Raw genomic sequence first — 12,950 nt, forward strand, 5'->3', positions numbered from 1 at the left:
GATAATAGTCCTAAATGTTACTTTATGCGCCTGAGAATTGCTATATACATTCATTAAATTCATTAAGTGCCCGCCTCTCGGGCCTAGTTGAGGGAAGAATAATGTCGAAGCCAACATTCAATTGGGAAGATCCGCTGCTCCTTGATGAGCAACTCACCGAAGACGAGCGCATGATGCGTGACGCTGCCCGCGCTTACTGTCAGGACAAGCTGATGCCGCGCATTCTTGAGGCCAATCGCCACGAGCGTTTCGATCGCGAGATCATGAGCGAACTGGGTGAGATGGGCCTTCTTGGCGCGACGCTCCCTGAAGAATTCGGCGGCGCTGATGCATCCCACGTGGCCTACGGCCTGATCGCGCGTGAGGTTGAGCGTGTGGACAGCGGGTACCGCTCTGCCATGTCTGTACAGTCGTCCCTCGTGATGTACCCGATTTACGCTTATGGCAGCGATGAGCAGCGCAAGAAATACCTGCCGAAACTGGCGTCTGGTGAGATGGTTGGTTGCTTTGGCCTGACTGAGCCTGATCACGGCTCTGACCCTGGCGGCATGAAATCCCGCGCCGAAAAGGTTGATGGCGGCTTCAAGCTGACTGGCAACAAAATGTGGATCACCAACAGCCCGATCGCTGATGTGGCTGTTGTGTGGGCCAAGTTGGACGGCGTGATCCGTGGTTTCATCCTCGAGCGCGGCATGGAAGGGTTCAAAACGCCGAAGATCGAGGGCAAGATGAGTCTGCGCGCCTCTATCACCGGCGAGATTGTGATGGACGGCGTGTTTGTGCCGGAAGAAAATCTGCTGCCGAACGCCAAAGGTCTGGGCGGCCCATTCGGCTGCCTGAACAAAGCACGCTTCGGTATCGCCTGGGGCGCCCTTGGTGCCGCTGAATTCTGCTGGCACGCCGCGCGTCAATATACCATGGACCGTTCGCAGTTTGGGCGTCCGCTGGCGCAGAACCAACTGGTGCAGCAGAAGCTTGCGAACATGCTGACGGAAATCACGCTTGGTCTTCAGGCTTGCCTGCGCGTCGGCCGCCTGCTGGACGAAGGCAAGTCCGCGCCTGAGAATATCTCGCTGATCAAGCGCAACAGCTGTGGCAAGGCGCTGGATATCGCCCGCATGGCGCGCGACATGCACGGCGGCAACGGTATCTCTGACGAATTCCATGTCATCCGTCACATGGTGAACCTGGAGACCGTGAATACCTATGAAGGCACGTACGATATTCACACATTGATCCTGGGCCGCGCACAAACCGGCCTTCAGGCTTTCATGTAAGCAAGTCCGCGTTCGGAGTAAGCGATTATGGCAGGCCCTTTGACAGGCATCCGTGTACTTGACCTCAGCCGCATTCTGGCCGGGCCCTGGGCAACCCAGTGTCTGGCCGACCTGGGCGCCGAGGTGATCAAAGTCGAGCGCCCCGATGTGGGTGATGACACACGCACCTGGGGCCCGCCATTCTTTGAGGACGGCGACAAGCCGGTCTCGGCCTATTTCATGTGTGCCAACCGGGGCAAGAAATCGGTGACCATCGATTTCACCAAACCGGAAGGGCAGGCGCTCATCAAGAAGCTGGCCGAGAAATCTGACATTCTGGTCGAAAATTTCAAGGTTGGCGGCCTTGCAAGATATGGTCTCGACTATGAGAGCATCAAGGCGGTTAATCCGGGTCTGATCTATTGTTCGATCACAGGCTTCGGCCAGACGGGCCCTTACAAGGACCGTCCGGGCTATGACGCGCTTATCCAGGCACTTGGCGGCCTCATGAGCATCACGGGTGAGCCGGACGGCATGCCCGGTGGCGGGCCGCAGAAGGTGGGCGTGGCGGTGACAGACCTGTTCACCGGCCTCTATAGTACCATCGGTATCCTCGGTGCGCTGCACCACAAGGCACGGACGGGTGAGGGCCAGCATATCGATATGGCGCTGATGGACACGCAGGTGGCCGTGCTGGCGAACCAAAGCATGAATTATCTGGTCTCATGCAAGGAGCCAAAGCGACTCGGGACCGCGCATCCGTCCATTGTGCCCTATCAGGTGTTCGCAAGCGCCGACGGACACATGATGCTGGCGGTGGGCAATGACGGCCAGTTCGCGCGCTTCTGCGTGGCTGCAGGCATGCCGGAAGTCGCTGCGGACCCACGCTTCAAATCGAACCCCGGGCGGGTGGAAAACCGTGAGGCACTGATCCCCTTGGTGGCGGAAGCCATCGCGCGCAAGACGACGGACGAATGGATCGCGCTGCTGGAGGCACACAATGTGCCGGGCGGGCCGATCAATACCATGGAGCGGGTGTTCGATGATCCGCAGGTGGAAGCGCGCGGTGTGGCGCTGGCGCTGAAGGCAGAGGATGGGTCCATCATGCCGTCTGTGGCCAACCCCATTCATTATTCCGGTACCGAAATAAGTTATGACAAGGCCCCACCAGCGTTGGGTGCAGACACAGATGATGTGCTCAAAGACGTTCTCGGTGTGACAGACGATAACCTGAAGCTCGTGCGGGCCTCGAAGGTGCTGGGCTAGTCGCCATCAAACGTCACACCCGGCATTGGCCGGGTGTTGACCTTCAGCTCAAACACATCCGGGCGGCTATAGTGGCCGTCTGTATCCAGCGCCTGGCATTCCTCAAGCTGCCTCGCCATGTCAACTTCCCCCATCACCAGGCCAGCGCTGCCGTAAAGTGGTTCGGTAATGTAGCTGCCGTCGGCGGCGATGATGGCACTGCCGCCCGTGTGGATCAGGTCATCTGCGCCGCCCGGCATGGAGGCCAGCATGGCTTCGGCCTCTGGTGCGTCCACATCCAGTGACCTGAAGCCTGCAATAACGTCCGCTTTGGTCAGCACGGCGCCCGCCGCAGCCACGGCACATCGCCCTTCAAAGGCATACTGGCGGCTGGCGATATGGTTCATTTCCTTGACCATGGGCCACTGGGCTATGTGGATGGCTTCGCCTTTCGCATGCATGGCGGCCCGCGCCAGCGGCATCCAGTGTTCCCAGCATATCAGCCCACCAAGGGTGCCCCACGGCGTGTCGATGGCAGCGAGGGTTGACCCATCACCCCGGCCCCAAACCAGCCTTTCGGTATAGGTGGGAACCAACTTGCGGTGCGGGACAGGGGCTTCTGCGCCCGGCGTGAAATAGAACATGCTGTTATAAAGCGTGTTTCCAATTCGCTCATGTGCGCCCATCACCAGGTAGGCACCCAGCCGGTCGCAGGTTTCCTGCAGGCGCGACAGATGGTTGTCACCCAGTCGCACGCTGTTTCCCGCCAGCAGGCGAAACAGCGCCTTGGCACCCGGGTCATCCCACAGGCCCGCGCCGGGCGCAAAATCCAGCCACACCGGATATCCAGGCAGCCAGGTTTCGGGGAATACGATGATGCTCGCGCCAGCCTTTGCGGCTTCTTCCATATGCCCGATGGCTTTTTCCACGCTCGCTGCGAGATTCAGGAAAACAGGCGCTTCCTGTACGATGGCGATGGTTGGTTTTGTCACGATGTTTTCCCTTAGAATGGTTTGGAGACGCCAATGAGCAGGAGAGTGTCGTTAACGTCTGCCACGTGACCTGCATTGAAGCGCTTGCCTGCATTGGCCTCGAGAAGCCAGCCCCCCATCTGCGTACGGTAGGCCAGTTCCAGGGCAAGTTCCCGCGATGACGGCGCCAATGAAAGCTGCCTCTCTGTGAACAGCACATTGCCTTCCACATCCAGCCTGTCGCCAACCGTCAGACGTGCAGTTGCGCTTTCTACACGCAGTGGCTGGTGCAGGGTCAGGCTCAACTGGTCAGCGCCTGATATGACATCCATGGCCGTCAGGCGTGCCGTGAAGCTGGTGCCCAGAATGGTGCCCACATCATCAAACAGGCTGCCGGTGCGCGCGGACGGATGGGTCATGGTTGCTGTGCCGCTCACGCTGGCGCTGATGTTGTCGGATATGAACCATGTGCCGCTGGTGCCAAGCCATGTGGTGTCCGCGCCCCCCGCAAGTGACAGGCCGCCTGCTGATCGGCTGCCCAACAGGCCGCCGTCCTCATGTGCCAAACCAGCCTCAAGCGCCCATGTGGCGTGCGCGGTGAAGTGCTCGAACCGCGCACCGACCGATTGGGTGCGGCTATCGGTCCGGAAGGCCTTCACGGGGTGGCGGTCTGTGCCGCTGTCTTCATCGAACGATAAGCCAACCCAAAGCATGCTGCTATCTCCCACCGGCTGGCCAACCGCCATATAGCTGCCGCCATTATCGGGCAGGGGGCTTGTGTTCGCGCCGGTGGCAGAAAGAGTGTGCCCGGTGCGGTAGTCCACTGGTTGGCGCCTCAGCGCATCAGTCAGGCTGCGACCGGTGCCGATAGCCCATAGGGTATCGCCCAGTGTGCCCGTGAATTCAAAACTGGCGTCTACGACGGGGTCAAAGCTGTGTTCAGCTTGCCCAGTCAGGGCAAAGGCGGGGGCATGGTCTCTCTCGCGCGTCAGGGAATAATTCAGCGCCATGCCACCAAGGCCAATACTGCTGGCCTGCTGGTCGCGCCGCAGGTTCAGCGCGCCTTCAAGCAGGCGCTTCTCTGTGCTTCCTTGCACAAGGCCTGACGCGTCCATCTGGAAATCGCGGCCGTAGCTATCGAGGATCATGATGTTGCTGAGGCCTCTGTTCAGGTCCTCGGCGTCCCCGAAGGCGCTGCCCAGCAGGATAGCAGAATCGGCCACCGGCTGCGCGCCGGCTTTGATCGCCACCTTGGCCTGCCCTGTCGGCTGCAGGGCTGCGTCCAGGTTCAAGAGGCCGTGGCCATAGACATTATCCACCCCCGCTTCGCCAAGATCGGTAGCGGTTTCAAACAAGATATCCGCGACCTCACGGGCCGTCAGGCTGGGCCAGCGATCCAGGATCAGTGCAGCGGCCCCTGTGATGTGGGGTGCGGAAAAGCTGGTGCCTGATAGGAAGTACAGGCCAGGCCCTTCGGCTTCAGTCACCCATGGCACAACTACCCGCTCGCCGGGGGCAACAAGAAAGTGAAACCGCGCAGGCCCATTCCCAGCCCGGTCCGAAAAATCCGAAATCTCCAGGTCTTCGTCCACGGCACCGGCGATGATCAGCGCGCCTGGGCCACTGTTGAGGATGCCACGTTCGGCCAGCCGTTCGATGGCCTCTAGGTTTGATAACGACGGCTCCGGGTCATAATTGTTTCCGGCTGAGCTGACGATCAGCGCGCCAGCCTCAATCGCAGTCGTTTCAAATTCGAGCGTGTAGCGTTCGTCCACATCCGGCAGGTTGCTGACGACGTCGTCTTCATCAAAACCAAGCGATTTGTTGATCACACGTGCGCCATTCTCGAAGGCATACAGATAGGGGTTTGAAACGGTGTAACGGATGCCGTTTTCTGTTGTCTGATAGCTGCGCACGCCGGAGAAGAAGTCTACAGCAATCACTTCTGCGTCGTAAGCTACACCGTGCGTGTCACTGTCGTTCTTGACGCCCGCCGCCGTCACTGCAACAGCTTGGCCATGGGGCTGGGTTGACGCTGGCCTGTCGAACTGGGCTTCATAGATGGCGCGCAGGTCTGGGTCTGCATCGCGGCTGGCGCTATGGAAATTCAGCTCGTTCGATGTGAAGTCAAAGTTGAAATCCACGAGACCGATGGTGACGCCTTCGCCCGTATAGCCTTTGGCGTAGGCACTCGCCGCGTTGATGGCATCAAGCCCCCAGCTGCGGTTATACTCATCGGTCTTGAAATCATCCGGATTGCCGTCAAGCGGCGGTTGTTCGGGTGGCGTGACAACGGTTGGAATGACGGGCGCAAGTCTTGGTGAACTGGAGCCGCCACAGGCAGCCAGCGTCGTCGACGCAGCCAAAAGCCCGGCAAATTTGAGCCAACTGAAGTGATGACGCATATGGTTCCCCTTTAACCCAAGTCCCACAGCACGACTTTAGATGAAACTGATTGTTGCACAAGCAAGCTGAACAAAATTTGAACGGACTTCACGGGGGCGCACACGAATAGTTGACGGTGGCTTGAAGTGCGTAGCCTGCCGTTCGCTGATACATCATCGGCAACAGAGACAGGAGCCAGCTATGAAGCGCATTCTACCTTTTTTGACCTTCATTCTTTTCATTGCAGCCAGCCCAGCCCAAGCTGGTGAAGACCCAATCTATACCGGCATCTTCAACGATCGCGCGGCGGGTGGATATGACGTTGTGTCCTACTTTACTGATGGTAAGGCGGTGAAGGGCGACAAGAAATTCCAGACGGACTACATGGGTGCCAAATGGCGGTTCACATCGGAAGAGCATCTTAATGCTTTCCTTGCGAACCCGACCCAGTATGCCCCCCAGTATGGCGGCTATTGTGCCTGGGCCATGGGCCGCGGCTACACGGCGAAGGGTGATCCAGAAGTGTGGCGTATCGTCGAGGGCAAGCTTTATCTCAATTACGACGAGTCGGTGAAAGCCCAATGGGAGACCGACATCCCAGGCTTCATCATGAAGGCTGACGTGAATTATCCCAAGCTTGTCGACCTTGAGGAATAGGCATGCGGACTGTCCGGAATATGATCGCGCTGACCATGCTGATCTCAGGCATGGCCGGGGCAGTGGCTGCGAATGCGCCGACGCTGGGTGTCAATCATATTGGCCTTGCTGTTTCCAACCTGGACGCGTCAGCTTCTTTCTTCATTGATACACTTGGCTGGCGCCGAGCCGGTGGAGACGCCGATTACCCTGCGATTTTCGTCACTGACGGTGAAGCCTTCGTCACTTTATGGCAGGTCGAAAACCCAGCTGAGGCGGTAGCCTTCGACCGAAAGAAGAATGTCGGCCTGCATCATTTGGCGATAACGGTGGAAAGCCTGGACGCGCTGCATGCCCTACACGCAAAGTTCCTGCAAACCAAAGGTGTGACCATTGAATTCGCGCCCGAGTTCATGGGGCAGGGGCCAACCACGCATATGATGATCCGTGATCCATCGGGGTTGAGGCTCGAATTTATCCTGCCCGGGAGCCGAATGCCAAAGGCGGGTAACGAATAGCCTTAGGTCCATTCGCCTTCCGTCGGAATCTTGAGCGTGGTGCCACAGTGCTTGCAGTGGACGGCGTCGGGGTCATGCCGGTTCAGGCCGCATGTTTCGCATGGATATTGCACCTTGGTGGGGCGGAAGATGGTCTGAACCAGGCGTAGAAACAGCGCCACGCCAAACACCATGATCACCACCGAGACCATGCGCCCGAGCGTATCATCCATGGTGATATCGCCGAAGCCGGTGGTCGTCAGCGTTGCCACCGTATAATAAAGCGCATCAAGGTAATTGTTGATGGAATCGTTCCTGCCAGCTTCCAGCACATACACAACGGCAGTGATAACAAACACGAAAATCGCAAGATTGACGCTTGAGAGAACCACCTGCTCGTTCTGTCGGAACCAGGAAGATTCCTGTCGGATGGTCTTGAGCATATGATAGCTGCGCATCAGCCGGAGCATACGCACGACCCTTAGGAAGCCAAGGTTATCGATGAACAGTGGCGCGATGAGGGAGAAAATCACGATCAGGTCTGCGAGTGAGCTGAAATTAATCAGGAAGCGCACTTTTCTCCGCGCGATGTAGAGCCGGGCGGAAAATTCCACCAGCAAGAACAATGCGATGCTGTAATCAATGATATAGGTGGCCCAGCCCTGCTCAAGCAGTGAGGACAGGATGAAGAAGGCAATGGTCAACAAATCCAGCATCAGCAGGGCGAGGCGGAACCTGTGAGCCCGCTGGTCTGCCCCGAAATAGAGTTTGCTGAGTTTCTCTTTCACCTGTGATCCTCCCCCGGATTAGGCACGTACCTGTTCCGGCTGCGTGCTTCCCGGAAACTGCCCCATTGTGGCGTGACCTGCAAGTGTCTTGGCGTTATCACAGGGGTGTGATTGACGCATCGCAGAAATGAAAGATACACTCCCAACTCTTCAGGGAAGTTCGTCTAACATACGGGTAATCCGTATCAGAGGGAGTTTTGTATGAGTATGCTGCGTATCTTCGTGGCTCTGGTGGTTGCGTTTGGTGTTTTGACCAGCGTCACACGAGCCGACACCAAAGACCCCATCATCGTTTATGATACCCAGTTCCACCCAACGATTGCCCGAAACGGTATGGTGGTGAGCCAGGAAACCTATGCGTCAAAAGCCGGTCGCGAGATTCTGGAGCAGGGTGGTAACGCGGTTGACGCCGCAGTGGCCACGGGCTTTGCATTGGCCGTGACCCACCCGCAAGCTGGCAACCTGGGGGGTGGCGGCTTCATGATGATTTATCTGAAGGAAGAGGACCGGGCCATCGCGCTGGACTATCGCGAGATGGCGCCAGCAGCTGCGCACCGGGACATGTTCCTTGACGAGAATGGCGACGTGGACAAGAAGCGTGTGCGCTTCACGTTGAAAGCCAGCGGCGTACCGGGGACTGTGATGGGCCTGACAGAAGCGCTGGCGAAATATGGCACCCTGCCACTTGATGTAGTGATGGCGCCCGCAATCCGCCTGGCTGACGAAGGCTTCCCCATGACGTGGGCGCTTTATGAATCGCTTGGCCGCTATGCCGGTCGTCTGCAGGCCGACCCGGAAAGCGCCAAAAACTATTATAAGGCGGATGGGTCGCTCTATGAGGCAGGCGAGCTGTTCCGCCAGCCTGACCTGGCGGCCACACTGAAAGCCATCGCTGCCAATGGCGCTGCTGGGTTTTATGAAGGGCCGGTCGCCGACAAGCTGATCGCTGCGATGCAGGCGCAGGGCGGTATCATGACCCATGAAGACCTGCGGAAGTACCATGCGGTTGAGCGGGAGCCCCTGGTGGGGACATACCGCGGCTTCAAGGTTGTCACCATGCCGCCACCGTCGTCAGGCGGGGTGCATGTGGTGCAAATGCTGAATGTTCTTGAAGGCTGGGACCTGAAGGCACTTGGGCACAACAGCGCGGCCTATATTCACCGGCTAACGGAAACCATGAAGTATGCCTATGCGGACCGCTCAAAGTACCTTGGTGACCCGGATTATTTTGATGTCCCGGTCGGGGCGCTGACAGACAAAGCCTATGCAGCGTCCATCAGGGGTAAAATCAAACTGGACCAGGCCACCCCATCGACCGCGATTGCCCCGGCGCAGAGCCTGCCTGAGGAAAGCAATGACACCACCCATTTTTCCGTCATGGACAAGGCCGGTAATATGGTGGCCAACACCTACACGCTTAACTTTACCTATGGCAACGGTCGTTCGGTGCCCGGCGCGGGCTTCCTGCTGAATAACGAGATGGATGACTTTTCTGCGAAGCCGGGTGTGCCGAACGCCTTCGGTCTGCTGGGCGGTGAAGCCAACTCGATCGAGCCGGGCAAACGGCCTCTCAGTTCCATGACGCCCACCTTCCTGTTCAAGGATGGGGAGCCGCTGATGGCGACGGGCAGTCCTGGGGGGTCCACCATCATCACGGTGGTCTTGCAGGCCATCCTGAATGTGATGGAGTTTGACATGAACGTGCAGACGGCCATCAGTGTGCCGCGCATCCATCACCAGTGGTATCCGGACCGCTTGTATCTTGAGCCAGGCCATTCGATCGATACTCGTCGCATCCTGGGGCAGATGGGCCATCAGGTGAAGACGGAAGCAACCGAGGCCTGGGACAGTGTTTTGGGGTCAGCCCAGTCACTGATGCGGACGACAAGTGGCATGATCCTGGGCGCAGCCGACCCACGTCGGCCAGGATCGTATGCTGCGGGCTTTTAGCGCAACTGATCAATAAGCCAAAAAGAAAGGCCACCGGAAATCCGGTGGCCTTTTTGTTTCTGGCAATACCGCAAGAGCTATTCAGCTTGTTGCGGGAGGCTGCCTTTCGGTTGGCCCTTGAAGCGGCGTTTCGCACCAGCCCACATGCGGCCGAAGAAACCACCAATGTCAAAGCCGATGGTATAAAGCGCCGGCACCATGAACAGGGTGACGAAGAAGGCGATCAGGACACCGCCCGCCAAGGCCACAACGATGGGCTTAAGGAAGGCTGCCTGGATGGACCGCTCCAGCATCATCGGCACCAGGCCAACGAAGGTTGTCACTGATGTCAACAGGATCGGGCGGAACCGCGCCACACCTGCTTCCACAATTGCTTCGTAGGGGTCCATGCCCCGCTCGCGCAGCTTGTTGCAATAATCCACCAGAACCAGGTTGTCGTTCACCACGACCCCCATGGCGGCGGCTATGCCGAAGTAGCTGAAGATTGCCATTGTCATATCTACCGCCAGGTGGCCGAAGATGGCACCTGCAAGGGCATACGGCATGGCAATCAGGATCGCAATCGGCTGCCAGTAGCTGCGGAACGCAATTGCCAGCATTGCATACATGACGAAAAGCGCAGTGGCATAGAGCTTCAGGACTTGTGCGATGAAGCGGGCTTCACCTTCGGCCTGGCCAATGGCGCCACGAATGATCCCTGGATATTGCTTCTCCCACTCAGGGAAGAAGTTTTCATTCAGGTCCTTCATGATGTCTTCGCGGATATTCTCTTTCATATCCGCGCTGACCCTTGCGGCCCGGTTCATGTTCCAGCGCGCGATCCGGTTGATACCCGGCGCATACCGCAGTTCGGCGATGGACATCAGGGGCACTTCTTCGCCGTCAGCCGTACGAACACGGAAGTCCTTCAGGCTTTCGATCGACCGGCGGCTTTCCCGTGGATAGCGCACCATCACCTTCACATCCTGGCCATCGCGGGGCAGGCGCTGGACTTCTTCACCATAGTAAGCCTGACGAACCTGGCGGGTCACATCCGCCAGAGTAAGGCCAAGTTTTTCGGCCCCAGGCATCAGTTCGATCCGAATTTCCTCGGATGCACCTTCCAGGTTGTTACGAACATCATAGAGTGCGTCATAGGTGCGCAGCTGATCTTCTAGATCATTTACTGCTTCACGTAACAGGTCCAGATCGGAGTGGCGAACGGACAATTCAAAGCCCGGGTCATTGTCGTTGGAAGAATAGTGAACCGTTACTTCCTTCGCGTCAGGAATAACGCCAATCAGGTCACGCAGGCGCAAAGCAGTTTCCTTGGCAGTCATGCTTTGAACTGCTTCAGGGCGCTCTTCTGGTGGCGTCAGTTTTACGATGGCTATAACGCTGTCACGACGGGACCGGGTGTACCAGTTTTCAATAAGGGCACCCTCGGTATTCGTGCTTGCATCAACCTCGCGGACAAGTTCTTCTTCCGCAGCCTGCAACTGTGCCAGAATTTCCAGTGCGCGGTTATATGACGCGCCTTCCGGCAGAACCACATTCACGTTGATCTCGTCGGATTCGATATCCGGCATAAAGGCTTTTTTCACGTAGCCAACGTTAAAGAGACCAAGAGCAACAATGAAGACGGCAACGAAGACCGAGAAGGTCAGGTAGCGGCGCTTCACAGCCCACTGGCCAATGCCGCGATAGTGATTGTGGGCAAAGGTCGTGATGCCGTCGGCAATACGCTTCTGGAACTTCCCGAAGCGGCTCAGGTTCTGTCGTGGTTTCAGGCCCGACAGGTGGGCAGGCAGGATCAACAGTGATTCCACCAGCGAGAACGCCAAGGCACAAATAACCACCCATGTAATGTGGCGGGTAAATTCAGACGTTGAACCATCAATGAAAACCCAAGGCAGGAAGGCAATGATGGTCGTCAGGACGGCAAAAATAACCGGTTTGGCAACCAATTGGGTACCGAACACTGCAGCGGTGATGCCGCCACCAGTCTTCTGGCTTTCCGTATGGATGCTTTCGCCAACAACAATCGCATCGTCTACCACAATCCCCAGCACAAGCAGGAAGGCAAAGGTGGACAGGAAGTTGATGGAAATGCCCAGCGATGGCAGGAATACAAAGGCGCCTGCATAAGCCGTGGCAATACCAAACGCCACCCAGAAGGCCACCTTAGGCCTCAAGGTCAGCATCAGGACGATCACAACAAGGACAAGGCCCCAGAAGGCCGAGCTGCCAATGGTTTCCATGCGACCCTTGAACAGTTCACTATTGTCTGTCCACAACGTCAGCTTTGCACCAGTTGGCAGTGTTTTACTGCGCTCATCGACCCATTTGTTAATGGATTCAGAGGCCGTGACAATGTCCATAACCTCTGTTGTCATCACCTGCAGAAGAACTGCGGGTTCACCGTTCAGCGTTGCCAGGATTTCATTGTCTTCGAAACCGTCGATAACCGTCGCGACATCGCCGACACGAATGGTGCCGCCGTCAGCCGTTTGCCGCACGATAATGTTTTCAAAATCGGCTTTGGTATCGGCCATATTACGGGCCGTCAGCTTGTATTCGCCGGCATCGGTCCGTACAGTACCGCCGGACGAGTTCAAGCTGTTGGCGCGAATAACCGCGGCCACATCTGCGAAGCTGATATTATAGCGGCGCAGCGAATTCTCACTGACCTCTATCGACACTTCCTCGCGGCGTACGCCGAACAGCTCCACGATGTTTACCGCAGGGAGCTGGGCCGCTTCCCGGCGCAGCTTTTCAGCCAGACGTTTCAGCGGTCGTTCACCAATGTCGCCGTGTACTGCAACCCGGATCATCTCGTTCCGGTTTACCCACTGCTGGACCCTTGGGGGTTCAATATCGCGTGGGAAGCTGGAGATAGAATCGACACGGATTTTCACATCGTTCATGAACTGAGTGAAATCGACGCTCTGTTCTGCAAGAATATAGACCTCGCCCGAGCTTTCGCCGGCAAAGGAGCGCACCCATTCGATGTTATCCAGGTCCCTTACCGATTCCTCGATACGGGCGACAATCTGTTCCTCGACTTCCACCGGGCTGGCACCAGGCCAGGCCACAACGATCTGCAGGCCAGGGAAGCGCACTTGTGGGTCAAGCTCTCGCTCCATCGACGTGAAAGCGAAGAAACCTGACATGAAGATGCCGAACATCAGCAGGTTGGCCGCAACCTTGTTGCGGGCCCACCATTCAATTAATCCATTCATG

9 protein-coding genes are annotated in these 12,950 nt (G+C 57.5%); 5 read left to right on the forward strand and 4 right to left on the reverse strand.

The annotated features are described in order from the left end of the window. Window positions 1-101 precede the first annotated feature (101 nt). Window positions 102-1,277 carry an acyl-CoA dehydrogenase gene (locus KORLAC_RS02825; protein ID WP_068302612.1) on the forward strand — a complete coding sequence of 392 codons (1,176 nt, stop codon included), beginning with the start codon at window positions 102-104 and terminating at the stop codon, window positions 1,275-1,277. A 27-nt stretch (window positions 1,278-1,304) separates the two neighbouring features. Then, window positions 1,305-2,522 carry a CaiB/BaiF CoA transferase family protein gene (locus KORLAC_RS02830; protein WP_068302624.1) on the forward strand — a complete coding sequence of 406 codons (1,218 nt, stop codon included), beginning with the start codon at window positions 1,305-1,307 and terminating at the stop codon, window positions 2,520-2,522. Here KORLAC_RS02830 and KORLAC_RS02835 read toward each other — a convergent pair. Both KORLAC_RS02835 and KORLAC_RS02840 read right to left on the reverse strand, forming a co-directional pair. Continuing rightward, entirely contained in the window at window positions 2,519-3,493 is a 975-nt protein-coding gene (locus tag KORLAC_RS02835; protein ID WP_082714470.1) for a carbon-nitrogen hydrolase family protein, read from the reverse strand. The two genes, KORLAC_RS02830 and KORLAC_RS02835, sit on opposite strands and share 4 nt — an antisense overlap. An 11-nt stretch (window positions 3,494-3,504) precedes the next feature. Then, a complete protein-coding gene (locus KORLAC_RS02840) occupies window positions 3,505-5,877 on the reverse strand; it encodes a S8 family peptidase (protein WP_068302632.1) in 2,373 nt (790 codons plus the stop codon). Window positions 5,878-6,058: 181 nt separating this feature from the next. Here KORLAC_RS02840 and KORLAC_RS02845 point away from each other — a divergent pair, with 181 nt between their 5' ends. Both KORLAC_RS02845 and KORLAC_RS02850 read left to right on the forward strand, forming a co-directional pair. Then, window positions 6,059-6,514: a YHS domain-containing (seleno)protein gene (locus tag KORLAC_RS02845; RefSeq protein WP_082714471.1), complete on the forward strand. Its 456-nt coding sequence runs from the start codon at window positions 6,059-6,061 to the stop codon at window positions 6,512-6,514. A 2-nt stretch (window positions 6,515-6,516) separates the two neighbouring features. Continuing rightward, window positions 6,517-7,011 (forward strand): VOC family protein, encoded by a 495-nt coding sequence (locus tag KORLAC_RS02850; protein WP_206594843.1) that lies wholly within the window; start codon window positions 6,517-6,519, stop codon window positions 7,009-7,011. A gap of 2 nt (window positions 7,012-7,013) precedes the next feature. Here KORLAC_RS02850 and KORLAC_RS02855 read toward each other — a convergent pair whose 3' ends face one another. Next, on the reverse strand, window positions 7,014-7,778 hold the full coding sequence (locus KORLAC_RS02855; RefSeq protein ID WP_068302633.1) for a potassium channel family protein: 765 nt from the start codon (window positions 7,776-7,778) through the stop codon (window positions 7,014-7,016). A gap of 201 nt (window positions 7,779-7,979) precedes the next feature. Here KORLAC_RS02855 and ggt point away from each other — a divergent pair, with 201 nt between their 5' ends. After that, window positions 7,980-9,728, forward strand: a complete 1,749-nt coding sequence (gene ggt, locus KORLAC_RS02860; protein ID WP_068302636.1) for a gamma-glutamyltransferase — start codon at window positions 7,980-7,982, stop codon at window positions 9,726-9,728. Window positions 9,729-9,805: 77 nt separating this feature from the next. On the opposite strand, the gene KORLAC_RS02865 is transcribed toward ggt, so the two are convergent. After that, entirely contained in the window at window positions 9,806-12,949 is a 3,144-nt protein-coding gene (locus KORLAC_RS02865) for an efflux RND transporter permease subunit (protein WP_068302639.1), read from the reverse strand. Window position 12,950: the final 1 nt, after the last annotated feature.

The sequence above is a fragment of the Kordiimonas lacus genome (assembly GCF_001550055.1).
GTDB lineage: Bacteria > Pseudomonadota > Alphaproteobacteria > Sphingomonadales > Kordiimonadaceae > Kordiimonas > Kordiimonas lacus.

Bases quoted from the DNA above. Each gene is read 5' to 3' on its own strand.
- KORLAC_RS02825 (WP_068302612.1), top strand. From the start codon at position 102: ATGTCGAAGCCAACATTCAATTGGGAAGATCCGCTGCTCCTTGATGAG.
- KORLAC_RS02830 (WP_068302624.1), top strand. From the start codon at position 1,305: ATGGCAGGCCCTTTGACAGGCATCCGTGTACTTGACCTCAGCCGCATT.
- KORLAC_RS02840 (WP_068302632.1), bottom strand. From the start codon at position 5,877: ATGCGTCATCACTTCAGTTGGCTCAAATTTGCCGGGCTTTTGGCTGCG.
- KORLAC_RS02845 (WP_082714471.1), top strand. From the start codon at position 6,059: ATGAAGCGCATTCTACCTTTTTTGACCTTCATTCTTTTCATTGCAGCC.
- KORLAC_RS02850 (WP_206594843.1), top strand. From the start codon at position 6,517: ATGCGGACTGTCCGGAATATGATCGCGCTGACCATGCTGATCTCAGGC.
- ggt (WP_068302636.1), top strand. From the start codon at position 7,980: ATGAGTATGCTGCGTATCTTCGTGGCTCTGGTGGTTGCGTTTGGTGTT.
- KORLAC_RS02865 (WP_068302639.1), bottom strand. From the start codon at position 12,949: ATGAATGGATTAATTGAATGGTGGGCCCGCAACAAGGTTGCGGCCAAC.